Genomic DNA, 22,636 nt, shown 5'->3' with positions numbered 1-22,636 from the left:
CCCATTCCCCCGGAACGTAGCGAAATTCATGCTTTTGTAGTCGAGTTTTATGCCCGGTTGCGACGCCACCCTGAACTGGGACCAATTTTTGAGCATCATCTGGGCAACGGCTGGGATGTACACATGGAGCGGCTGACCGATTTTTGGATGACGATGCTGGGCGCGGGGACGCTCTATCGGGGCAACCCTTTCGCCGTGCATAAGAAGATCGATGCGATTCGTGAACATCAGTTTGAGGACTGGCTGGCGATATTCAACGCCGCTGCCACTGACATGCTGCCGCCGGATTTGGCATCCCACGCCCGTGCCCGAGCCAGCCGTATTGCTGAAAGCCTGAAAGCCGGCTTGTTTTATCGTCCTCAGGGGCTTGGAAGCCCTAGCCAAACCGCACCTTCATAAGAGACTGCCCCGATGCGGACTTGAGCCATTTGCGCTGTCGGTCAAACTCGGGGCAGCAGGTCAACACATGCGCCCAGAAACGCGGGCTGTGATTCATCTCCAGCAAATGCGCTACCTCATGAGCGGCGACATAATCCAGCACGTCCTCAGGCGCCATAATCAGCCGCCAGTTAAACTTGAGGGTACGCGCGCTTGAGCAACTTCCCCAGCGGCTTTTCATGTCACCGATGCCGATCCGACTGTAGCTTACACCAAGCGTCTGTGCATGACGGTCAGCGCTGGCGGTAAGGTGATGCCGTGCCTCTTTTTTCAGCCAACCCAATAGCCTCGTTGCTGCCAGGTCCCGCGGGCCGCCAACGGTAATGATCATTTCGTCTACCGTTATCTTGCGAGGTGGCATTCCTGAGAAGGCGAGACGAAACAACCGCCCACGATACATCAAGTTCTGTCCGTCAGCCACGGCTTCTGGCTGAGGCATCGCGGCCCGTGTTTTGGCAAGCCATCCTGTATTTTCCGCAAGAAAACGGTGTGCAGCCCTAAGGGAAGCCCGTTTCGGCAGGGTAAGCTTGACGTCACCAGTAGCGTCGCAAATCCGTAAGATCATCCTTTTGGCGGTTGCACTGCGGCGAATGCGAACGGGGACTTCCTCCCCTGCCAGCAGGACACTCTCCGGCTCACTCGCCCTTAGCTTCAGCACTCGCGCGTGCCTTTCTATCGCGTCTGGTTTCCAGCCAACGCCAAAGCTGCGGATGACCGACACCTTCCGCGAGATGGATATTGGCCAGTTTGCTCCCCGCCATATACCCGAGATAGGCCGTAATAAAGTTGATCCAGATGTAGTTAGAGTTGTCGCTATCCCAATACTGGAACCACATGATCGCAGACACAAAGTTCATAATGCTGTTGATGATAAAATCGATGAGTAGCTGAAAAGTAATGCTGAAATGCCAGTTGGAGGGGTCAAGCACCTTGCCCATAATACTGAAAACCTCTTTCAGCTCAATCACGATGTAGGTGTAGAAAGCGGCAGTGCCAAAAAAACCACCACCGAAGGTCATCCATTTCTTCAGTGCAAAATTGATTTCTTTTTCTTTCTTTTCCTTGCGGGTTTTCTTGAGGGTTTTCAGTTTCTCGTCCAGATCCTTCCGGTTACCGAAAGGTTCCAGCTTCCCACAATAGAGCATCCAACCAATCAGAAGATACGCCGTCACTGCCACAGGGATCAGTACCTGGAGTACAGAGCTGATTATAGTACTGAACATGATCTACTCCCTTGCACTGCTCTCACGCAGGCCAATCGACCAGATGGTCCTCATAATCACCCGCAACGCGTTCGTCCACGGCGCGGCCTTTTACCGACTGCCCCGCTTTGTGCACGCTGGCCCGGTCGCCCGAGACAAGCGGGTGCCAGTCATACAGGTCCTTACCTTCATATAAAAGCCGGTACGCACAGGTGGAAGGCATCCACGGCAGCTTCTCCAGCAGATCGGGGCTCATCACCACACAATTACCAACGTAGCGCTGACGCACGAGATATTTGCCGCAGGTGATAGTCTCCGGCTCCAGGAAGCGACAGGCGATATCGGTAAAATGAATTTCGCCCGTGTCTTCGTCCTCAAGTTTATGCAGGCAGCATTTACCACAGCCATCACAGAGGCTTTCCCACTCGGGGCGGGTCATTTCCTCCAGTGACTTTTCCTTCCAGAAGGACATCATTTTTTCTTTTCAAGCACAGGACGGAACGCAGCTGCTATATCCTCCGGCTGATCTTTTGCCGAAAACAACCGGACATAGTCGCCATCTGGCCCCATCACAAAAATGAACGATTGATGGTCCATCAAATACCCGTCTATTCCCTCCTGCTCACGCTTCTTGAAATAAACACGGTACTTCTTTGCCACGTCCTGAATATCTTCCATGCTGCCTGTCAGCGCAATAAGGCGTGGGTGAAAATCCGTGACATACTCATTCAGTGCGGAGACTGTGTCCCTTTCCGGATCTACGGTGATAAAAAGCGGCTGAAGCAGCGTCGTATCGTAGCCTTCCTTCTCAAGCTCATTCAGTCCCAATGTCATTTTCGCCAGTTCAAGCGGACACACGTCGGGACAAAAACTATAGCCAAAATAAATAAGCATAAATTTCCCGCGAAAATCACGGTTGGAGAGCGTCTCGCCAGTATGAGCCGTCAGCGTGAAATCACCACCGAGACGATCTCCGGCGTCCCGTGTCGTTGCAAAACGCTGAGCCAGCAGGAAAACTGCTACCGCAACGACGGCTGCCCATGCCACTATGCGTATCACTTTCATACCACATCTCCATAATTTGATCGTGTCCAAGGTCAGAAATGCCGCCTTGGGACTTGTGATCATGGGGTTGTTATAGAAATATGAAGCTCATATGTCACCTTGCATGCGGCAATTTAATCGCTGCATGACAAACAATTGAATTGGAGTTCCTGTATGTTGGCGATCAGACGCACCCTGATGCTTGTCTTTCTTACATTCGGCTTCGGCGTGGCGATCAGCCCGGCGATGGCCATCAACCCCCAGTATGACTTGCTCAAGGCGGTTGAAGACAATGACATTAACAAAGCCACGGAACTTCTCGCCAAAGGTGTGACAGCAGACACACGCCGACGCAGCGACCATACACCTGCCCTGCTTATCGCTGCCGAAAAAGGCAATCTGGCTATGATGAAATTGTTGCTTGATTATAATGCAAGCCCTGACATTGCCGACCGCACACGCGGCGTCACGGCGCTCATGATGCGTTCAATCTCGGGGGATAGTGCCGGTATTCAACTACTCTTGAGCTATAACGCTGATCCAAACCGCGCAGACATTGCGCAGGAGACCCCACTGATCAAGGCAGTACGCAGCCGTAAAACGAAAGCGGTACAAATTCTTCTTGACGCCGGCGCAGACCCCAACGTTCAGGACCTGACCGGGAAAACTGCACTTGAATACGCCAAGCTGGACCGTAACCGCCGGCTGGTAAAGGCATTAGAGGACGCTGGAGCAACCTATTAACGAGCTGATCGCAACCTTCAACGAACCTTATACAGGCTGGGCGCAACTCTTTGCGCTAGGCCTGTTGATGGACCTGATGCTCGGCAGCAAAGTCCTTCTGGGGAGCCTGCCGCACCTTGACAGGCTGCTAAAGTGTTTATTCAATCCACTTGAAGAACGCCTGAACCGCTCGCACCGCAGTCACACAACGCTGCGCAACCGCGCCGTGCTCGTTCAGGCCCTGCTTGTTCCCGGAAGCTATTTTATCGGCAGTTTCGCCAATCATCTGGCGACCACACCCTATATCGGCCCACCCATTGCTGTGCTTGTTATTGCGCGGTCCATAGGACTTAGGCAGCAATGGGATATAACCCGTGCCTCGTTGCTTGAAATACCACCCCATGCAGGCAAGCTACGCCATGCTGGCGAACAGCTCATTATGAGCTACAGCCGAGACTGGATATGTAATCTTACTCTGTTTGTCGCTGGCGGCTTTGCTCTCCTGCTGCCCTTCCGTCTTCTGGCCGCTGCACTGGACCAACACACAGCAAGCGATTCGACAAGGCCCAGCCAACCGTTCAAAAGTGCTTTTGTGCCGTTTTTCAATCTGCTCGCAATCCCCGGAACCATGGTCTCATGTTTCTTTCTGGCTCTCGCACCTGTTCTGGTGCCCGGAAGTAGCCTGTCAGCTGTGCGGGGCACAATACCTGCGGCAACGTCAGATCTTCGTGGCATTTTGTCGCGGTTAATACCTCTGTCAATTGTGGCATACGCTGTCGGCATCTCCTTTTCCTGCGAGGGAAAGGATGGAACTGTGCGTTGGATAGGCCCACCAGATGGCCGGGCAAATATCGTGGTCCGGGACCTGCGGACCATCGTATTATATTTTTTGGCAACAAGCGGCCTTACTCTCCTGGCAATGGCGATGCTGGGAATAAGCCTGATACTGCTACAAAACGGCAGATACTAAAGACAAAGAGATGTCACATAGCGACAATGAAGCTGATGAATTGATTCTGGTTGACCTCGAAACGCCACACGGCGGCGGCGTAAGGCTTGGCACTTTAGTGACAATTCGCTGGATGGCTGTCGCCGGGCAGTTACTGGCTTTGCTGATTGTTCGCTGGGGGCTGGGCTTTGATCTGCATGTGCATCTCACCGTCCCAATCGTGCTGGTTTCGGCGCTGTTGAACCTCTGGTTCTCGTTCCGGGCTGATACCAACACTCGGCTGGATGAAAAACAGTCGGCCGCCCACCTGGCCTTCGATCTCGTACATCTGTCTCTACTCCTCTTCGTGACCGGCGGGCTCACCAATCCGTTTGTGTTGCTGATGCTGGCGCCAACCAGTGTTTCAGCATCCATCCTCGGTCAACGCAGCACCAAGTTCCTCATCGCTGTATCGCTTGTACTGGTGACCACTCTTGCCTTCACGCCTTTCTCCCTGCCATGGAAGGGGGATCCGCCCCAATTGCCGCCGGTCTTAATTGCCGGAATATGGACAGCACTGTGTTTCACACTGGTCTTTCTGGCACTCTACATGGCCCGCGTAGGCCGTGAGGGGCGACACCGCGCCCGCGCATTGGCCGCAACCCAGGCAGCACTTGAGCAGGAGCAGCGGTTGGCTGCCCTCGGCACCCTGGCCGCTGCCGCCGCACACGAACTCGGCACCCCGCTTGGCACCATTTTGCTTGCTTCCCGCGAACTGCTGGATACATGGCAAGGAGATGCAGAAACGCGCGCAGACCTGGAATTGATTGTGGCACAGACCAGCCGCTGCAGGGATATTCTTGCAGAACTGCGAGACCAAAGAAAAGCCGGGTCCGACAGCCATTTCACCGAAACAGACCTGGAGGCTTTGCTACGCGAAGCCGCTGCACCCCACGCAGAGCGCGGCATCACGATCCAGTATGTTGCCGAAGGGGTTGACCAGCTCAAGGTCCGTCGCTCCTCCGAATTTATTCACGCGTTCCGCAATATCATCGAGAACGCGGTAGGCTATGCTGGCCATCTGGTCCAGGTCAGCGCTGGCTGGGACAAAGAAACGGTTTCCGTTACCATTGCAGACGACGGTCCCGGTTTCGACCCCCAGATTATTAAGCGATTGGGCGAACCATATGTGACGACACGGCACCCCACACCTGGCAAAGACGGTGGACTGGGTCTGGGCCTTTTCATTGCCAAAACCCTGCTTGAACGCACGGGCGCAACGCTTGAATTTGGTACCGGTGCCACCGGCGGCGCCGAAATATTAATCGAGTGGCCACGCGCCACACTGGAAAACAGCAGCACAAAGACTCCTTCATCAAAGGACAAACCATGACAGAAACCGCCACACAAGCATTAGAAAAAACCCTTCTCATTGTTGAAGACGACAAATCTTTCCGTAACAGGTTGACCATTTCGATGGAGCGCCGCGGCTTCAAGGTTTTTGCGGCAGAAGGCGTAGAAGAGGGCGCCATACTGGCCGCGCAAAACAAACCGCGCTACGCCGTGCTCGATATGAAGCTGCAGGACGGCAATGGCCTCGACCTGGTACCGTCCTTGCGACAAATGCGCACGGATATGCGCATCATCATCCTGACGGGTTACGGCAACCTCGCCAGCGCAGTTGCCGCAGTCAAAGCTGGCGCCGTCGACTTTCTAGCCAAACCCGCAGACCCTGACCAGATCGCAGCGGCACTCTTGACCCCGGAAGGCCAGACCCCGCCATTGCCCGATAATCCTATGTCAGCAGACAGGGTTAAATGGGAACATATCCAACGGGTTTATGAAATGTGTGACCGGAACGTATCCGAAACGGCACGCCGCTTGAACATGCACCGGCGAACATTGCAACGCATTCTTGCTAAACACTCACCGCAGTAAACCGCCCTCATTTAGCGCGCGCAATCCGGTCAGATTTCACTAACCGGATCAACAGCATGCCCCTGAAAAAGGGTAATGCCCAGCAAATGACCCAAATCAATATCGGTTTTGTCCTCGCAACCATCAAGGATCACCCGCGCTTTTCCGATACGGTCAATCTTGTTCTGGATAGCGACTTCTGTCTTGTCATTCAGCCAATTTGAGTTGTTACCAAGTGGTTTTTGTATTTTCACAAAGGCGGCCTGCATAGGTTCCACGTCCAGAGCGAGGAAGGCAAGCGGATGCAAATCTCCTACCGATATCCGATAACCAAGGGCTAACACATGCAGGCTGGCCTCCTGATAGTCCGTCGGATTGGCGACAATATCAACAGCGCCAAACTCAAGAACAACTTTGGAACGGGGATGTTTGCCAAGCGCCTTGTCAAAAGCATCAAACGCTGAAGACAGCACGGAAGCGCTGGTCACCTGTATGCTGGATGCCAGGGAAACCTCGTTTGTCATGGCCGGAGTAGACGCCAGAACCTGCCGCCCTAGTTGATCATCCAGATAGCCGCAAAGCCATCTGTTCTCGGACAGAACACGACTGGTTAGCATATTCTCATAGATCAACTGTCTGGGTACAAATTTATGTTCCAGCACAGGCATGGGCGGCGCATCGCCCAAAATTGCCTTCACGAACTGTTTTCTGAGAAGCCCCGCCACATCCGCACCGTGTAACGCCTTGGTCAACGTTAGCAGCAGGTCCGGGTCAAGCGATCTGTCACCCTTCTCTTTCGGCAGGGGATTCACGGGCATTATGCGCACATGATTAGGCTGACGTAGTGTGACCGGCATTTCCTGACTGGATGCGGATTTGAGCCGGCGCCTGTCGCGCCTTCCCGACACCTCGTTTTCAGCCTCCTGTGCTGATTCACCAAGATGGAGCAACGCGCTCAGTTGTTCAATATAGCTCTTGAATTCCGGATAGGACTCTTCAACATTGAACCACACAGCAAATTCGTCACTAACACCCTGCACGGGATCAAGCGACGCAATTAACGCTGAGCCCCGCAATTTGCGGCGAATCACATTGAGGGCGGGGTCGATATCGTCAACACGTGCATCTTTGGTGATCAAGACCAGATCGGTATTGGGCAAAGCAAACATTGTCGCGCCGAAACGGGTGATCACACTCCGGAGGGCCGAAGCCGCAAACAATCGGTAGTGCTCTTCCCGGAAATGGCGCTCAAGTGCAGACAAGCGAATATGCAGCGCACGCCGCCCCTCCGTATGAAGGCGCAACTGCTTTACATAGTCAACCATCCGGTCAAGCGTTGTAACGTCTTTACTCAATTGGATTGCCCAGCCTGATTTCTCCCGACTACCGAGACCCGGTATCTTAGGGGATAATTTATTAATTTAACCTGAAAAGCTTATCATGCGGTGCAGCCACCATGCAGATTCGTTGATCGAGTACACAGGCCTGTAATGCAAAATCTTGGTGTGAGGCAAGACCGCATCGACCTGATTATCGAGAATAAAGATATTATCGCCCAACGAAACAGCAAGGACCGCATGTGCCACTTTCAGGTTTTCATCCTGTAAGATAACCAGCCGCATCGCATCCGGCGCGATGCCCAGCCTTTTCAAGGTGACATACTTACTGATCGCATAATCTTCGCAATCTCCATCCTTGAGAAAAAACTCATCTGGCGTTGCCCAGTAATCCGGAATACCCCAATTCACCGGATCCACGATATAGGAGGCCCGATTCATATAAGCATTCACTTTGTCGAGCAATTCTCTCTCCGGCGTTGACCTGTTTTGCCCGATAAAATTGTCCCACGCTTCCCTGCTACACCGAACGCGCGCCAAACCCCGGCAGGAACTCTCCTTAGACAAGTTTTGCGTTGACTGATCTTGTTCGCCTGCTGTCTGCCGGGGCAAATTGTATCGCCGCCACATCTCGGTCCATTTCGCGAATTTCGCCATATTGGTAGACCGGATTTCCATGCTGCCAAAAAGGCCGCGTGTGACCTGGGCATCCACCATGAAGCCCGGAGCCGGTAGGATGAGAGAAAACGAAACCAGTATGAGACAAGTAAGACGACGCATAAATTACCGTGTAGAAAAATGATTGAGCCCAAAGGCATAGTCGTTAACATACTGGGATGGCTTTGATGTTCCAAGTAACTTCCTTGAACAGATCGCCTTCCCACCCCGCAGTCAGTAAGCTACAACGGAGGGGAAACCATTGATGCAGGGGATGAATTATGGTGGGCGACAAGGGTAACAGCAAATCAGTGGTGCTGACAGCTATTGCCATTCTGGTGATTGCAGCAATCGGTTTTCTGGCAATTTTCAAGTTTGCCGAATCAGAAGCCGAACAAGACATGGCACGCTGGCAGGACCGACTTAACCTTGTTGCCGATAGCCGTGCGACAGAGGTGTCTGCATGGCTCAACCGCTATCTTGCCAGTGTAGAAGAACTTGCCGGCGATGCCACCATTCAGCTTTATGCGGGCGGCAGCCTCGATGATTTGCCTGAGGCGGCCCAAGGGCAGCGCGGCTATGTTTATGCACTCCTGTCAGCCGCCGCAGAGCGGCAGGGCTTTCACGAAAAAACGGCCATTGATCAATTGGCCGCAAACATCAAACGACCACAGCGCGCCGGCATCGCGATCCTGCGCAGTGACGGCTCGCCTCTGGTCGCCACAAGTGGTATGCCTGTCCTGCGTCCGGGAGAGTGGCCCGCACTGTCGCGGGGGGCGTTCATTGCGCTCGGGCCGCTGCTGGAAGACAAAACACCGCTGGTGCTTTTTGGCGCCCCGGTCGCCACGGATGAAGGCCTTGCCGGCAGCACGCCGGGAATCAACTGGGTGATCGGAGCCCGGCCGCTAGATGGCGACTTTCTTAAAACGCTTCAGCAACCCGGGGCTGCCAGTGACACCGCTGAAACCTATATCGTCACCCCCGGAGAAGGGCCCTTGCTCACCCCGCTTACCCCGCTCGCGGAGGGTGGCCGTGTTGGAGAACCCCGCCTCGACCCCGCAGCAGCATTCGCGATCAGCCGACCCGGCGCGTTCGCCATTGAAAAAAATTACGCGGGCACAGATGTCTTGGTAACCGGGCGCGAGCTGACAGCACCTGTGAACTGGATCCTCGTACGCACCATCAGCGGCGCCGAAGCATTGGCCGAAATCAATGCACGGCGCAATAACCTGATTGTGACGCTTTCGCTGGCTGCACTCTTTGTCCTGGCGGGGCTGATCCTGAGCTGGCGCCACGGTGTATCGCGGCGCCTTGAAGCCAGTTACCGCGAACAGGCAGCTCTCTCTGCACAAAATCAGGGTCTTAACCGGTTCCTGCAATCCGTGAGCGACAGCCAGCCAAACGCGATCGCGGCTCTGGATGATGACCTCACGGTCCGGTTTGCCAACCGGAAAATGGGCGAAGTGATCAATCTGCCCGTCACCGACTTGAAAGACCGCCGCCTTGATACCGCTTTCCCAAGTGAAATTGCTGAGCAAATACGCAAGGGAACCAAAAGCGCAGCCGCGGGCGAAGCAAAAAATTTCCAGATTCGCCTTCCTGCCGAGGGCAGTGAACGCATATTTCAAACCCAGTTGCTGCCGCTGCAGGCCGCGGCCGACGACCATGCGAGTGCACTGCTGGTTATGCAGGACATTTCCTCGCTCGTTGCCGCCAAGGATCAGTCAGAGACGCTGTTTAAACAGTTAGTCAGCACGCTTACACAAATTATCGATGCCCGTGACCCATGGAGCAAACATCACTCTGAGCGTGTTGCAGATGTTGCATCAACTATCTCGCAAGAAATGGGGTGGGAAAGCGAAGCAACAGAGAGCATCCGGATCGCCGGGCAGCTGGTCAATCTGGGCAAGATTTTCGTACCCACTGAAATTCTCACCAAACAGGGTGCCCTCAGTGAGGAAGAGTTTTCTCTCGTCCGCGATAGCATGCAGAAAGGGGCAGGGCTGGTTGCCGGGCTGGACTTTAAGGGCCCTGTCGCAGCAACCTTGCGGCAACTGCGCGAGCATTGGGACGGCAGCGGTGAGCCAGAAGGCCGAAAAGGCGAAGAGATAGAGCCCGGTGCGCGGATACTCTCCGTTGCGAATGCCTTTGTGGGCATGGTCTCGGCTCGCTCCCACAGGTCAGGTCTTGGCTTCGACAAGGCCATGGATATTCTGAACAGCGAAGCTGGACTGAAATACGAACGCCGTGCCGTAGCCGCGCTACAGAACGCCCTGGAGAACAAGGACGGCCGTGAACGCTGGAAAGGCTACACCGAAGTGATCAAAGAGGCCGACTAATCAAAAATGGTTTCTGCTCGAAGAGGCCGGCATTTCGGGATTCAGTGTTGGACGCCCGGCTGCCTGCCCCCGATCCATACCAGATACTCCTCCGGACAATCGCATGGCGCCCACCCTCGCCATTTTCAACGCCAAAGCCCTGCGCCGGGCAGCATTGACGGTGCGGCCGCATGCCGGGCGTATAATTTCCGCGCCAAAGGCATCTGCCACGATGACGCCCGTGAGGCCGGGAAGGCTGTTGTTTTCCTCAAGGACTTCCTGCGGAAACGACATATCAACCGCAAAGTAAAACTCTTCGCAGTAGTCAAGATATTGGCGCCATTTATTGTCGCTGCGAAAATCGGCCAGGCCGGATTTAACCTCAACAATAATGCAGCGTCCGCCACGGTCCAGCGAGACAATATCAGCCCTGCGGCCATTGGTCAGGGAAACTTCGGCCAGTGGGGCATATCCCAATTCCACAAGAAACCGCATTGCGCCCCGTGTCACCATCGCTGTGCTGGTCACCCTCACCTCTCCCTGCTACGAATCAGCAAGTATGGTTACAAAGGCTATGTGATCTGGCAAGCAAAAAGAACATAAAGTGAACAGATAAAAAGAGGTATTTATTCAGCTCTCTTCAACAATAATTTCGTTGAGTCGTTTTTCGAGAGCCTGGCCTTTTTCGCCACCATCCCCCCTGATTTTATTTTCCAACACCACTTCAAGGATACGGACATGCGCATCAATCGCGCGTGGACGCAGCCGGTCACCACCATTTTTGATATAGCGACACAGAGAGGTACCAACAGTGGTCATAAGATCGTAATTAAAACTACTGCCCATGCCCTTCACGTTGTGAGCGAGGTCATATATTCTGTCAGCAGCACTAGATTCGGGACCCTCACTGCCATCAAGCGAATCCGTCAACTCCCGCAGTTCTTTCACGGCGTCAGCAGTCCAGCTCAGGAACTGGTCCACAAGCTCTTTGTCTTCCGCGTAAGAATAATCGCTTTGATCACTGGTCATAAATCTTCTTCTATTTTCGCCTCGAACGTATTGTTAATAAATATATGAGATTAACAAGACTTTAAGGTTAAAAATTCCGATCTATCGCCTTAAGCCATCGGTTTTGCTTGCATTGCGCTGCATGCCTTGGATAAACCTTGGCAAACAGCAGAGTCGCAAGGAGCATACATTGACCCCGAATGAAATCGCGCGGCTGCAGGTTTATCTGCAGACCAAGTTTAACAATAACATGCTGAAACTGGTCCGTCGGCCGAAGGCTCCCGATTCAGTTGAGGTCGTTCTTGGCGAGGAATTTTTGGGCGTCGTCTACCGGGATGAAGACGAAGGCGAGGTATCCTACGCCATGTCGATCTGTGTTCTGGAAGAGGATCTTCCAAAAATCTGACCGTTGGATTTTCAGGAAAAGCCATGCTTTATCTTATCGCACTATTGATTCCCCCGCTAGCGCTACTGCTGTGCGGTAAACCTTTTCAGGCAATATTAGCCGCCATCATCTGGGTTTTAGCTTGGGTTCTCGCTCTTTTTGGCGCCGGCTTTATCATGTGGGTGGTGCTCGCTGTTTGGGCGATAATGGTGGTACGGGACCGAAATACACGCAAACTGATTGAAGATGCCAGAAGGCCGTAAACGCCTCGCGCGGCAGGCCTAACATGCCTGAGATAGACTGCATGCGGCTTGACGCACCGTCCATAAAGTGAATACCATTCACTTTATGGAGCAAGAGGTAATGAACAAGCATGGTGTGCGCCCACTAGGGCTTGGCGATTCGAACCTTATCGGTCGCATTATCGCAGACGGGTTCGCGGACGATGCGGTGAATCTCTGGGCATTCAACAGCATTGCGGCGATGAAGCCGGCCTTTACGGTCATGGCAAGGCACCTGTATCTCAAACGAGGCTTCGGTCATTGCACACAGGATGCACAGGCCGGAACGTTATGGTTGAGACCGGGAACCCCAAAAACATATGGCCTTGGCAACGTCGCGCTTGCGCAGACGATCCTGCGTCATGGCGGCGTTCGCGGTCTCCGGAACTCGTTGGCGATTGACGCCTGCATGAGCCGTCACCGCGCCGCCTACCCACCGCACTACTACTTATTTGCGATTGCGGTTGATCCGCTGTTGCAAGGAAAAGGCATGGGCGGACAGCTCATGCGCGAAGCCCTCACGGAGGTTGATAAGGCCCGCATGCCCGCCTATCTGGAAAACTCCAAGGCGCAGAACATTGGTTTCTACCGTAACCATGGTTTTGAAATCGAACGTGAAATAACAGCGGCGCCGGGTTGCCCCCCGATGTGGCTGATGTGGCGCCCCGCCACCAACACGTAAGTCACATATGTGTCTTGCCAAACAGCGGCTTCTGGTTGAAGTATGCAGCAGACTTTTCCGTCAACAGGACACTGCCTTATGCAAACTGCCGCACATGCCACGATTTACTTTGAGCCTGATGGATATGTTGTCACAGGCGACAAAATTATGGGGCGGCAGGCAGCGGGGAACAGCTTCCTGCGGGCAGCTATTGCACATGCGGGCGCGCAACCACTGTCTTGCTTTAGCCCAAGCGAACGATCAGCGAAAGTTTTCAGCAGCCTCGTAAATTCGATCAATTCTTCCGTCAAGACACAGTGGTACCCAACGCACCGGCCAGACCTGCTGAAGAACACTGGCACGCTATATATTCCGGGTCCAAACCTCGATACCTATGCCAATCAGCGCCTGCGTGTGGGGCCAGACGCATTCAGCATATGCGGCGTCACCCATACCACCGCCAGTCACGGCGCCATGGATGCCATTTCCGCCATGCTGAGTGCGCCGGTCATGCCATGGGATGCGCTAATATGCACGTCAAATGCCGTCAAAAGTACGGTTGATACAATCCTTGAGGCACAGATGGATCTGTTGCGCTGGCGTTTCGGAAAAAACATTGAACCGGTTTTACCGCAATTGCCGGTAATCCCCCTTGGTATTCAATGTGATGATTTTGTCTTTGACGACAATGACAAAAAAGTTGCGCGCAAGGCGCTTCAAATTCAGGATGACGAGATCGCCATACTATATGTCGGACGCCTGTCATACCATGCAAAGGCGCACCCTCATGCCATGATGCTGGCGCTGGAAAATGTCGCCAGGGAAACTGGAAAAAAGCTCGTTTTGATCCAATGTGGCTGGTTTGCCAACGATGCAATCAAACAAGCCTACAAGTCGACCCCAAAAGCCATCTGTCCCAGTGTACGTTGTGTCTTTACCGATGGAAAAGACACCGCAGCCAGAAACGCGAGTTGGGCGGCAGCAGATATCTTCGCGTCACTGGCCGACAATTTTCAGGAAACCTTTGGCATTACCCCCATCGAAGCGATGGCGGCAGGTCTGCCCGTCGTCGTCAGTGATTGGGATGGATACAAGGACACCGTGCCCAATGGCAAAGCAGGGTTCCGTATTCCGACATGGACCCTTGTGGACGACGAGGTACATAGGCTGGCAGCGCGCCATGAGGCGCGGACAGACAGCTATGACCGCTACAGCGGATACGCATGCCAAACCATAGCTCTGGACCAGGCAAGTCTTACGACGAGCTTCCGTGACCTCGTCAACGACCCGTCGCTACGACAAAAAATGGGAAACTTTGGTCGCACCTATGCGCGCGCCACGTTTGACTGGAGTGTGATTTATAAACAATATCAGGCGCTCTGGACTGAGCTAGGATCGATACGCCAGCAAAGCGCCGATAGATATCTCCCGTCAAACGCGCCAAAGGCAGCCCCGGCTCGCATGGACCCCTATAAGGCCTTCGCCGCCTATCCAACGCATGTTGTCGCCATGAACACCAGAATAACTCCTCTGGGTAACGATCTGGCCATGCGCTATGCGGAAGCCTTGAAGCTTCAGATGTTTGATTATGCGAAACAGGTACTGCCGAGCGCCCCATCAGCTGGAAAACTCCTCCGGATTATTGAAGGGACACCGGGACTGACCGTGGCTAATCTGGCAACAAAGCTGAAAGCCTCGCCCGCCAAAATTGCGGTTGTTATTGTTGCTTTCGCAAAAATCGGCCTGATCACGCTATCGGAAGCGTAAGGGCGACTTGTTCTGTATGGCTTAGTTGGTGTTCAATACAGTTTTCATCATCAGCAATACGGTCAATCACCAGAAAGTCGCTCACCTCATTCAGCGCAAGGCTGAAGTGATGCCACGTACCGGCGTAATAGTTTATGCCCTGCCCGGGCTCTGCCCTGAAGGCTCGCAGTTTGCCCGCGTCAAAGTCACCTTTTTCTGCGACCACCACTAAATAAGGATTGGCTGAAAGCGGCACAAATGCCTGCGAGGACTTCGGATGATATTCCATCACCTTTACCGTGATCGGCAACGGTAAGGGTGTCGAGCGAAAGATGCTGACCCCTGCCTGGCCGCCGCCGCTGGTCAGCTCAAGCTTCGCGAGGTCGTGGAAACGTATGGTGTTGCCATAGTTGATGGGTATCTGCCGCGCAGTGGCCGATGCCTCAATCACATCACCGTATGGCGCGAATGCCGCCGCTGTCAGTGGCTCGATATCAAGGGTGCGCTTGCTCACCGCTTGGCTCCGTCTTCAATCCACTTGCCGATCAGGGCACGCTCCTCGTCGGTCATGCCGGTCTCGTTGCCAAGCGGCATGATGTCCGCTTTGACCGTCTGCTCCATGATCCGCCGGGCGTGCTGCTGGATCAGTTCCGGCTTGTCCAGCATCACACCACCCGGGGCTTCGTCAAAACTTTCATGTGTTGGCGTAGCGGCATGGCATGAGGTGCAATGTTTGCCAATGATGGCCTGAACTTGAGAAAATGACGCTGCCACTTGTGCAAACCGGGCGCGGGACGCTTTCTCCGCATCGGCGGCGAACATAGCAATCAGGATAAACAAGGCGACCGCTGCAAACACAAGGCCAGGGCTGTTTTTTCCCCTATGACGCAGGTTGAAGAAATGCCGCACCATCACCCCTACAAGCCCGATGCCCGCAAGGATGAGCCAGCTGTAGGGGTTTGCAAACGTCATCGGATAGTGGTTGGAGATCATCAGAAAGAGGACCGGCAGGGTCATGTAATTATTGTGCAAACTGCGCTGCTTGCCAATCTGGCCCAGACGCGGGTCGGGTGCCTCGCCTGAGGTCAGCGCCGCGACAACCTTTTTCTGGTTCGGGATAATGACCATGAAAACATTGGCCGCCATCGCAGTGCCTGCCATCGCCCCGACATGGATGAAGGCCGCCCGGTCGGAGAAAATATGCGTCAGCGCATAAGCTGCCGCTGTCAGGCTGAGGAACCAGATGATACCCGTTAGCTTGTTGTTTTTGCCCAAAGGCGAACGGCAAAGGCCGTCATAAAAAAACCAGCCCCCCACGATGAAGGCAAGGCTGATGCCAATGGCTTGTAGCTGGCTCAGTTCCATCTTGGACCTGTCGATCAGGAACAGGTCCGCACCCAGATAATAGATGACTGCAAGCAAGGCAAATCCGCTCATCCATGTGAAATAGGCTTCCCATTTGAACCAGTGCAGCTTTTCCGGCATCTGTTCAGGCGCAACAGCATATTTCTGCTTGTGGTAAAAGCCACCACCATGCACCGACCATAGCTCACCCGACATGCCCTTCTTTTTCTCCTTTGGCTCTTCAAGATGGTTGTCGAGCCAGACAAAATAGAAGCTGGAGCCTATCCACGCGATGCCAGTGATGAAATGCAGCCAACGGATCGCAAGGTTCAGCCAGGGTGTAATATCAAATTCCATGGGGTACTGCTCTTTCGCTTGCGCCGCTCAGGCGTCGTCCCGGGGTTCATATTCAAGCACCAGCTCGTAGGCAGGGCGTGTAAGGAATTCTTCCAACTCTTCATCCATCACCATGCAACGGAACAGGTCGGCGGCATCCTCAAGGCGAGCGCTGCCGGCAAAGTCCTGCGCTTTAAGCTTGGACACTTCCTCATCGGTAATCTGATCCAGATAGGCGGCGTCAATCACGCGGCCATGCTCCAGCTTGGCACCATGCGTGCGCCATTGCCAAAGCTGGGTCCGCGAAATCTCCGCCGTCGCTGCGTCTTCCATCAGGTTATGAATAGGCACACAGCCCATGCCGTCAATCCACGCAGAAAGATACATCAAACCCACGGATATATTGCTTCGCACACCTTCGTCGGTAATAATCCCTTCCGGCACAGCCAGAAGGTCCGCGGCCGTAACGACCACATCATCGCGCAAGTTAAAAAGCTGATTGGGGCCCGGCATTACTATGTCAAATACTGAACGAGCGGTCGGGATAAGGTCTGGATGGGCGACCCACGTGCCGTCGTGACCGTTTTTCGCTTCACGTTCCTTGTCAGCTTTCACCTTGGCAATGGCTGCCTCGTTGGCCGCGGTGTCATTCTTGATCGGGATCTGCGCAGCCATGCCACCCATGGCGTGAGCGCCGCGCCGGTGGCAGGTCTTGATCAAGAGCTGGCTGTAGGATGACAGAAAGTGTTTGTCCATACCAACCTGCGCGCGGTCCGGCAGGATAAAATCAGGACGCCGCGCAAAACGCTTGATAAAGTTGAAGATATAGTCCCAGCGCCCGCAATTGAGACCAACAATATGATCCCTGAGCTCATAGAGGATTTCATCCATCTGGAAGGCGGCGGTGATGGTCTCAATCAGCACGGTCACCCGTACGGCGCCACGTTCCAGCCCGATATAATCTTCTGAAAAAGCGATCACATCTTCCCATAGCCTTGCTTCAAGGTGGTGTTCCAGCTTGGGCAGGTAAAAATAGGGACCTACGCCGCGCGACAATTGTTCTTTGGCGCTGTGGAACAGGAACAAGGCAAAGTCGAAGAACCCGGCTGAGACAGGCTTGCCGCCCATACGCACATGTTTTTCCTCCATGTGCAAACCGCGTGGGCGCACGATCAGGGTCGCGGTCTCCTCGCCCAGTTCATACCGTTTGCCGTTTGCCGGGTTTGTGTAGCTGATAGTGCCGCAGGCGGCGTCACGCAGGTTCACCTGCCCCGCCATCATGTTGGCCCATGTGGGGGTGGAGCTGTCTTCAAAATCCGCCATGAAGCAGTTGGCGCCCGAGTTGAGTGCATTGATGACCATCTTGCGGTCAACGGGGCCGGTAATTTCCACACGGCGATCAAGCAGGGGCGCAGGCGCCGGGCGAACGTGCCATTCGCTCGCGCGGATATCAGCTGTTTCCAGCAGAAAATCAGGCAAATGCCCCGCATCCAGCCGCTTCTGAAACGCCGCGCGCGAGGCCATCAGCTCACGCCGCCTGGCACCAAATTTCTCTTCAACTGCCGCGACAAATGTCAGCGCCGCTTCGCTTAGGATGTCAGCCGCCTCGCCTGAGGTCTGGCCGATGACCGTTAAACCGGCAATATCCATGTTCCTAGCCCTTCTGATCCTGGCTTTTACGCCGCTGCAGCAGCTCCGCCGCGACACTGGCCGCGATAATTTCCGGCTCCTTGCCGTTGACCCCCGGCACCCCAATGGGGCAGGTCAGGACGCTCAGGGCACTCTCGCCCACCGCAGTTTCGCGCAGCAAGCGATTCTCAAACCGCGCCCGTTTTGTCTTCGAACCGATAAGCCCGCAATAAAGCGCATCCCCCCGCGCCAGTACCGCCTTCGTGATCTCATAATCAAGTTGGTGGCTATGGGTAAAGATTAGGTAAAGCGCTTGCGCGACTGCATTTTTCACCACATCGACCGGGTCGCTTGCATGATCTGTGATCACGTGCGGTTCTGTCACCGGCGGGAATTCATCTTCCCGTGCATCCACCCAGTATACATTAAAGGGCAAAGGTTTCAGCGCAGCATATACTGCCTTGCCCACATGCCCGGCGCCAAACATATACAGCGGATATCTGACACGTTCATGAAGCGCCGCATCCCGACTTGCGCGCGCGCGGTCCGCATTCATTTTCTCGAGTGTCAAAACCACTGACCCACCACAGCATTGCTCCAGCAACGGGCCCAGCGGATAGGTTTGTGCAATGCGCGTTTTTTCCGTGTCGGCTAGCAGTTTACGTGCCTGCTGTATTGCCTGATACTCAAGGTTGCCACCACCGATGGTACCCTCAGCACCGGTATCCGTGACCCACATCGTCGCACCTGCCTCCCGCGGGGCGGAACCCTTTGTCTCCGCCACTGTGACAAGTACACCGGCCACCTTAGGCCCCGTATATTGACCCGTATATTGATCACGCGAGACCATCAGTCGCGCGCCTTGCTTTTCGCCTTCACCACCGCTTTCAGCACTTCCTCCGGCGTGGCAGGCGCATTCATCATCACCCGCACTTTATAGTCCGACGCGGCACACACAGCGTCAGCCAGCGCGAGGAACACCGAATTCGCCAGCATGAACGGCGGCTCTCCCACGGCTTTTGACCGGTGGATCGTGGCTTCCACATTCCGGCCCTCGGCATACAGCTCGATATTAAACTGTTCCGGTCGGTCGCTGCAGGCAGGGATTTTGTAGGTGGACGGCGCGTGCGTGTGCAGGCGACCGCTCTTGTCATACACGAGCTCTTCAGTGGTCAGCCAACCCATGCCCTGAATGAACCCACCTTCGATCTGCCCCTTGTCGATCGCAGGGTTGAGCGACCGGCCAGTGTCATGCAGGATGTCGACCCGCTCGACCTTATATTCCCCCGTCAGCGTATCAACGGTGACCTCCGACACCGCCGCCCCGTAACAGAAATACAGGAAGGGCCGGCCCTTGTGTTTGCTGCGATCATAATGGATCTTTGGCGTCTTGTAGAAACCCGTGGACGACAACGACACCCGGCCCAGATACGCCTCGCGCGTTAACTGCGCGAACGGTATTTCCCGGTTATCCACATAAACATTGTTGTTGCGAAAGGTGACCCGGTCCTTGGGGCAACCATATTTATTAGCCGCAAAATCCACCAGCCGCGCCTTGATGCGCCGCGCTGCATCCAGTGCCGCCATGCCGTTAAGGTCAGAGCCTGAGGACGCCGCCGTGGCCGACGTATTGGGCACCTTCGCCGTTGTTGTCGCCGTGATCTTGATATGGTCCACATCAATCTGGAATTCTTCTGCCACCACCTGGGCAACCTTGACAAATAGCCCTTGCCCCATCTCGGTGCCGCCATGGTTCAGGTGCACGCTGCCATCGGCATAAACATGCACCAAAGCACCAGCCTGATTGAGATGCGTAGTGGTGAAGCTGATGCCAAATTTGACCGGCGTCAGTGCGATACCTCTCTTCAGGTAGGGGCTGGATGCGTTAAATTCTCGTATCGCTGAGCGCCGCGCCTGATAGCCTGCACTTTCCGCCAGCGCGTCAATCAGTTCAGGAGCGATGTTGTCTTCAACCACCATGCCAAACGGTGTAGTATTACGGCCATCCGTGCCGTAGAGGTTCGCGCGGCGTACGTCGATCGGGTCTTTTCCCAGCGCATGGGCAATCTGGTCAATCACATGCTCGATCCCCAGCATACCCTGCGGCCCGCCAAAACCGCGGAAAGCGGTGTTGGAGGCAGTGTGCGTTTTCAAGCGGTGCGAGGTGATCTCGATATCGCCAAGATAATAGCAGTTGTCGGTGTGGAACATGGCGCGGTCGTTGATCGCGGGCGACAGGTCGGTCGACCTACCACAGCGCGAGGCCAGGTCAATCGCCGCCCCTGTGATACGCCCATCGTCGTCATAGCCGATATCATAGCCATAGCGGAAATCATGGCGCTTGCCGGTCATGATCATATCGTCATCGCGGTCCAGCCGCAGTTTGGCCGGGCGGCCGGTTTTCACCGCCACAAGGGCCGCCATCGCAGCGAACATGGCGGGGTGGGTTTCCTTGCCGCCAAAACCGCCGCCCATGCGCCTGACCTCAACCGTCACCGCATTGGTTGGCTTGCCGAGCACGTGGGCCACCAGATGTTGCACCTCGCTCGGGTGCTGGGTCGACGAGAAGACATGCACATCGCCATCTTCCTGTGGCGCGGCAAAAGCAATCTGGCCTTCAAGGTAAAAATGGTCCTGCCCGCCAATACGGAAGCTGCCTTTCAGACGATACTTCGCCTTCTCAAGCGCGGCCCGGGCATCACCCTGCGCCATGGTTTGCGCGGGTTCAATCGCACTTTCCGCCGCCATAGCATCATCAATGGTCGTCAGCGCGGGCAACTCGTCATAGTCAACCGCCGCCAGGCTGGCCGCGGCGCGCGCGGCGGCGATGCTGGTAGCAGCGACGGCAAAAATCGGCTGACCGATATATTCCACAAGGCCATCGGCAAAGAGCGGGTCATCACCCGCGAACGGGCTGACATCATTATGGCCAGGGATGTCTTCCGCACTGATCACAAGCGCCACACCTCTGGCTTTGCGTACGGACGACAAATCGAGGGATGTTACACGTGCATGGGCCTTTTCCGACATGGCGACATAGATATGCAGCAGGTCCTTGGGTTCCGGCATATCGTCGATATAAACCGCCTCACCCGAGACATGCTTGTGGGCGCTGTCGTGCCTCAGTTCCTTATGAACCGCCCCCTTGATTTCAGAGGGGACAGGGATTTCAGAGAGCACAGGACCACCCCTGCTGCTGAGATCAGGCATGCGCAAGCTCCCTGTCACCGACAAGGCGGGTGTCGGCGTCTGCAGTCAGTTCAATAAAGGCTTTCCTGAGCAGGTTTTGTGCAGTCATCATGCGGTAGTCCGCGCTGGCACGCATGTCACTGATGGGGGCGAAATCTTCTGCCAAGGCAGCTACCGCGGCTTCCACATTTTCCGTATTCCACGCCTTACCGACGAGCGCCTGCTCAGCCTTCAGCCCACGCTTGGGTGTCGCGGCCATGCCGCCATAGGCAATGCGGACATGCTCAACCATACCAGATTTTATTTCGAAACCGAAACAAGCGCAAATAGCCGAGATATCCTGATCAAAACGTTTGGAGATTTTATAAGCACGGTAGCGTAAATTCTCAGCCGGCAACGGCACCGAAATACGGGCAACAAATTCACCCGGTTGCAAGTCCTGTTTGCCATAACCGATGAAATAGTCCTCAAGCGGCATGGTGCGTTCAAGTGAGCCCATGCGTAGCGTAAGCATGGCCCCCGCAGCAATCAGCGCTGGCATGCTGTCGCCAATAGGGGAGCCATTGGCAATATTGCCGCCTAGGGTTCCGCTGTTCCTGATCTGGACCGAACCAACCCGGCGGATGATCTGCCCCATGTCGCCATAATAGCGGGCCAGTACATCTATCGCATCGGTAAAGGAAGCTCCGGCCCCAATTTCAACCGATCGGTCGGTAACGTGGGTATGCTTCAATTCTTCCACGTCACCGATATAGATAATCTGCGCCAGTTCGCGGTGCTGTTTTGTCACCCACAGGCCAACATCCGTGCCGCCTGCCAGATACGTCGCATCTGGATAAGCCAAAGAAATATCGGCCAAATCGTCAATACTTACGGGTGCGAAATAATATTTCTGGTTCCCGGTAAGCTTGTCCTTGACGCTGAGTTTCAATGTGTCATGCCGCTTGAGCGACCTGAGCGCATCAATACGGTCCTTCAACACATTCGCGTCCACAGGCACGCGCATTTGCTCCATGCGTAGCCCCGCTTCAACGATCGGCCCATACCCGGTGCAGCGGCACAGGTTTCCCGCCAGTGCATCATTGATGTGGGCGCGGTCCCTGGCGCCGCCTTCTTCATACAGCGCATAGAGCGACATGACAAAACCGGGCGTGCAGAAACCGCACTGCGATCCATGGGTATCGACAAGAACCTGCTGGACCGGATGCAAAGTGCCGTCCTTTGCCCTCAGGCTTTCAACTGTGATCAACTCCTTGCCGTCAAGCGTGGGCACAAACAGGATGCAGGCGTTGACTGCCCGGTAGCGAATATGCCCGTCTACCAACTCGCCCAGCACCACTGTGCAGGCACCGCAGTCTCCCTCGGCGCAGCCCTCCTTGGTGCCGGTGCGCGCCAGTTCATAACGCAGGAAATTCAGCACCGTCGTTGTCGGGTCCGGGTTTGTGAGCTCATAATACTCACCGTCGAGAAGGAATCTGACCGTCTCCGTCATA

At 54.9% G+C, this 22,636-nt stretch carries 24 protein-coding genes; 10 read left to right on the top strand and 14 right to left on the bottom strand.

The window, feature by feature from the left end:
- The first annotated feature begins 123 nt into the window (after positions 1-123).
- Positions 124-399: a group III truncated hemoglobin gene (locus ACN0VM_RS08085; protein ID WP_417450360.1), complete on the top strand. Its 276-nt coding sequence runs from the start codon at positions 124-126 to the stop codon at positions 397-399.
- Here ACN0VM_RS08085 and ACN0VM_RS08080 read toward each other — a convergent pair.
- Genes ACN0VM_RS08080 through ACN0VM_RS08065 form a run of 4 tightly spaced genes read right to left on the bottom strand, consistent with a single transcriptional unit; the run spans position 377 to position 2,705 of the window.
- Entirely contained in the window at positions 377-1,096 is a 720-nt protein-coding gene (locus ACN0VM_RS08080; protein ID WP_417450358.1) for a M48 family metallopeptidase, read from the bottom strand. The genes ACN0VM_RS08085 and ACN0VM_RS08080 overlap by 23 nt on opposite strands.
- Positions 1,074-1,661: a hypothetical protein gene (locus tag ACN0VM_RS08075; RefSeq protein ID WP_417450357.1), complete on the bottom strand. Its 588-nt coding sequence runs from the start codon at positions 1,659-1,661 to the stop codon at positions 1,074-1,076. Before ACN0VM_RS08075 ends, ACN0VM_RS08080 begins: the two co-directional genes overlap by 23 nt.
- A 22-nt stretch (positions 1,662-1,683) precedes the next feature.
- Positions 1,684-2,112, bottom strand: coding sequence for a YcgN family cysteine cluster protein (locus tag ACN0VM_RS08070; RefSeq protein ID WP_417450356.1), 429 nt, complete (start codon positions 2,110-2,112; stop codon positions 1,684-1,686).
- Positions 2,112-2,705 carry an SCO family protein gene (locus tag ACN0VM_RS08065; protein WP_417450355.1) on the bottom strand — a complete coding sequence of 198 codons (594 nt, stop codon included), beginning with the start codon at positions 2,703-2,705 and terminating at the stop codon, positions 2,112-2,114. The genes ACN0VM_RS08070 and ACN0VM_RS08065 overlap by 1 nt, the downstream gene beginning before the upstream one ends.
- 153 nt (positions 2,706-2,858) lie before the next feature.
- On the opposite strand from ACN0VM_RS08065, the gene ACN0VM_RS08060 reads away from it, so the two are divergent.
- The 4 genes from ACN0VM_RS08060 to ACN0VM_RS08045 all read left to right on the top strand — a co-directional run bounded on the left by ACN0VM_RS08060 (position 2,859) and on the right by ACN0VM_RS08045 (position 6,273).
- Positions 2,859-3,428 carry an ankyrin repeat domain-containing protein gene (locus ACN0VM_RS08060; protein ID WP_417450354.1) on the top strand — a complete coding sequence of 190 codons (570 nt, stop codon included), beginning with the start codon at positions 2,859-2,861 and terminating at the stop codon, positions 3,426-3,428.
- 67 nt (positions 3,429-3,495) lie between these two features.
- The gene (locus ACN0VM_RS08055; RefSeq protein WP_417450353.1) at positions 3,496-4,377 is read left to right on the top strand and encodes a hypothetical protein; all 882 of its coding nucleotides are present in this window, start codon (positions 3,496-3,498) and stop codon (positions 4,375-4,377) included.
- Between the two features lie 10 nt (positions 4,378-4,387).
- Positions 4,388-5,728, top strand: coding sequence for an ActS/PrrB/RegB family redox-sensitive histidine kinase (locus ACN0VM_RS08050; protein ID WP_417450352.1), 1,341 nt, complete (start codon positions 4,388-4,390; stop codon positions 5,726-5,728).
- A complete protein-coding gene (locus ACN0VM_RS08045; RefSeq protein ID WP_417450351.1) occupies positions 5,725-6,273 on the top strand; it encodes an ActR/PrrA/RegA family redox response regulator transcription factor in 549 nt (182 codons plus the stop codon). The genes ACN0VM_RS08050 and ACN0VM_RS08045 overlap by 4 nt, the downstream gene beginning before the upstream one ends.
- Before the next feature lie 29 nt (positions 6,274-6,302).
- Here ACN0VM_RS08045 and ACN0VM_RS08040 read toward each other — a convergent pair whose 3' ends face one another.
- Together ACN0VM_RS08040 and ACN0VM_RS08035 are read right to left on the bottom strand one after the other, a co-directional pair.
- Positions 6,303-7,607, bottom strand: a complete 1,305-nt coding sequence (locus ACN0VM_RS08040; RefSeq protein WP_417450350.1) for a hypothetical protein — start codon at positions 7,605-7,607, stop codon at positions 6,303-6,305.
- A 66-nt stretch (positions 7,608-7,673) separates the two neighbouring features.
- Positions 7,674-8,306, bottom strand: a complete 633-nt coding sequence (locus ACN0VM_RS08035; RefSeq protein WP_417450349.1) for a transglutaminase-like cysteine peptidase — start codon at positions 8,304-8,306, stop codon at positions 7,674-7,676.
- Positions 8,307-8,527: 221 nt separating this feature from the next.
- Here ACN0VM_RS08035 and ACN0VM_RS08030 point away from each other — a divergent pair, with 221 nt between their 5' ends.
- Positions 8,528-10,585, top strand: a complete 2,058-nt coding sequence (locus ACN0VM_RS08030; protein WP_417450348.1) for an HD-GYP domain-containing protein — start codon at positions 8,528-8,530, stop codon at positions 10,583-10,585.
- On the opposite strand, the gene ACN0VM_RS08025 is transcribed toward ACN0VM_RS08030, so the two are convergent.
- Both ACN0VM_RS08025 and ACN0VM_RS08020 read right to left on the bottom strand, forming a co-directional pair.
- Positions 10,586-11,092, bottom strand: a complete 507-nt coding sequence (locus ACN0VM_RS08025) for an MmcB family DNA repair protein (protein WP_417450347.1) — start codon at positions 11,090-11,092, stop codon at positions 10,586-10,588.
- A 102-nt stretch (positions 11,093-11,194) separates the two neighbouring features.
- The gene (locus tag ACN0VM_RS08020; RefSeq protein WP_417450346.1) at positions 11,195-11,593 is read right to left on the bottom strand and encodes an Hpt domain-containing protein; all 399 of its coding nucleotides are present in this window, start codon (positions 11,591-11,593) and stop codon (positions 11,195-11,197) included.
- A gap of 169 nt (positions 11,594-11,762) precedes the next feature.
- Here ACN0VM_RS08020 and ACN0VM_RS08015 point away from each other — a divergent pair, with 169 nt between their 5' ends.
- From ACN0VM_RS08015 to ACN0VM_RS08000, 4 genes are all read left to right on the top strand, one after another.
- The gene (locus ACN0VM_RS08015; protein WP_417450345.1) at positions 11,763-11,978 is read left to right on the top strand and encodes a DUF3126 family protein; all 216 of its coding nucleotides are present in this window, start codon (positions 11,763-11,765) and stop codon (positions 11,976-11,978) included.
- Positions 11,979-12,001: 23 nt separating this feature from the next.
- Positions 12,002-12,220 (top strand): YqaE/Pmp3 family membrane protein, encoded by a 219-nt coding sequence (locus ACN0VM_RS08010; protein WP_417450344.1) that lies wholly within the window; start codon positions 12,002-12,004, stop codon positions 12,218-12,220.
- A 100-nt stretch (positions 12,221-12,320) separates the two neighbouring features.
- Positions 12,321-12,920: a GNAT family N-acetyltransferase gene (locus tag ACN0VM_RS08005; RefSeq protein ID WP_417450343.1), complete on the top strand. Its 600-nt coding sequence runs from the start codon at positions 12,321-12,323 to the stop codon at positions 12,918-12,920.
- A gap of 78 nt (positions 12,921-12,998) precedes the next feature.
- Positions 12,999-14,666, top strand: a complete 1,668-nt coding sequence (locus ACN0VM_RS08000) for a glycosyltransferase family 4 protein (protein WP_417450342.1) — start codon at positions 12,999-13,001, stop codon at positions 14,664-14,666.
- Here the strand turns inward: ACN0VM_RS08000 and ACN0VM_RS07995 are convergent.
- The 6 genes from ACN0VM_RS07995 to xdhA are packed head-to-tail and all read right to left on the bottom strand — an operon-like array spanning position 14,647 to position 22,635.
- A complete protein-coding gene (locus ACN0VM_RS07995; RefSeq protein WP_417450341.1) occupies positions 14,647-15,159 on the bottom strand; it encodes an ureidoglycolate lyase in 513 nt (170 codons plus the stop codon). The genes ACN0VM_RS08000 and ACN0VM_RS07995 overlap by 20 nt on opposite strands.
- A complete protein-coding gene (locus ACN0VM_RS07990) occupies positions 15,156-16,346 on the bottom strand; it encodes a urate hydroxylase PuuD (RefSeq protein ID WP_417450340.1) in 1,191 nt (396 codons plus the stop codon). Before ACN0VM_RS07990 ends, ACN0VM_RS07995 begins: the two co-directional genes overlap by 4 nt.
- Positions 16,347-16,373: 27 nt before the next feature.
- Positions 16,374-17,975, bottom strand: coding sequence for a malate synthase A (aceB, locus tag ACN0VM_RS07985; RefSeq protein WP_417450339.1), 1,602 nt, complete (start codon positions 17,973-17,975; stop codon positions 16,374-16,376).
- A gap of 4 nt (positions 17,976-17,979) precedes the next feature.
- On the bottom strand, positions 17,980-18,804 hold the full coding sequence (xdhC, locus tag ACN0VM_RS07980) for a xanthine dehydrogenase accessory protein XdhC (protein WP_417450338.1): 825 nt from the start codon (positions 18,802-18,804) through the stop codon (positions 17,980-17,982).
- Positions 18,804-21,164: a xanthine dehydrogenase molybdopterin binding subunit gene (xdhB, locus tag ACN0VM_RS07975; RefSeq protein ID WP_417450337.1), complete on the bottom strand. Its 2,361-nt coding sequence runs from the start codon at positions 21,162-21,164 to the stop codon at positions 18,804-18,806. Before xdhB ends, xdhC begins: the two co-directional genes overlap by 1 nt.
- On the bottom strand, positions 21,157-22,635 hold the full coding sequence (xdhA, locus tag ACN0VM_RS07970) for a xanthine dehydrogenase small subunit (protein ID WP_417450336.1): 1,479 nt from the start codon (positions 22,633-22,635) through the stop codon (positions 21,157-21,159). The genes xdhB and xdhA overlap by 8 nt, the downstream gene beginning before the upstream one ends.
- Between the last annotated feature and the right edge of the window lies 1 nt (position 22,636).

It is taken from the genome of Kordiimonas sp. (assembly GCF_048260245.1).
Lineage (GTDB): Bacteria > Pseudomonadota > Alphaproteobacteria > Sphingomonadales > Kordiimonadaceae > Kordiimonas.
This window is presented reverse-complemented; position numbering and strand designations above follow the sequence as displayed.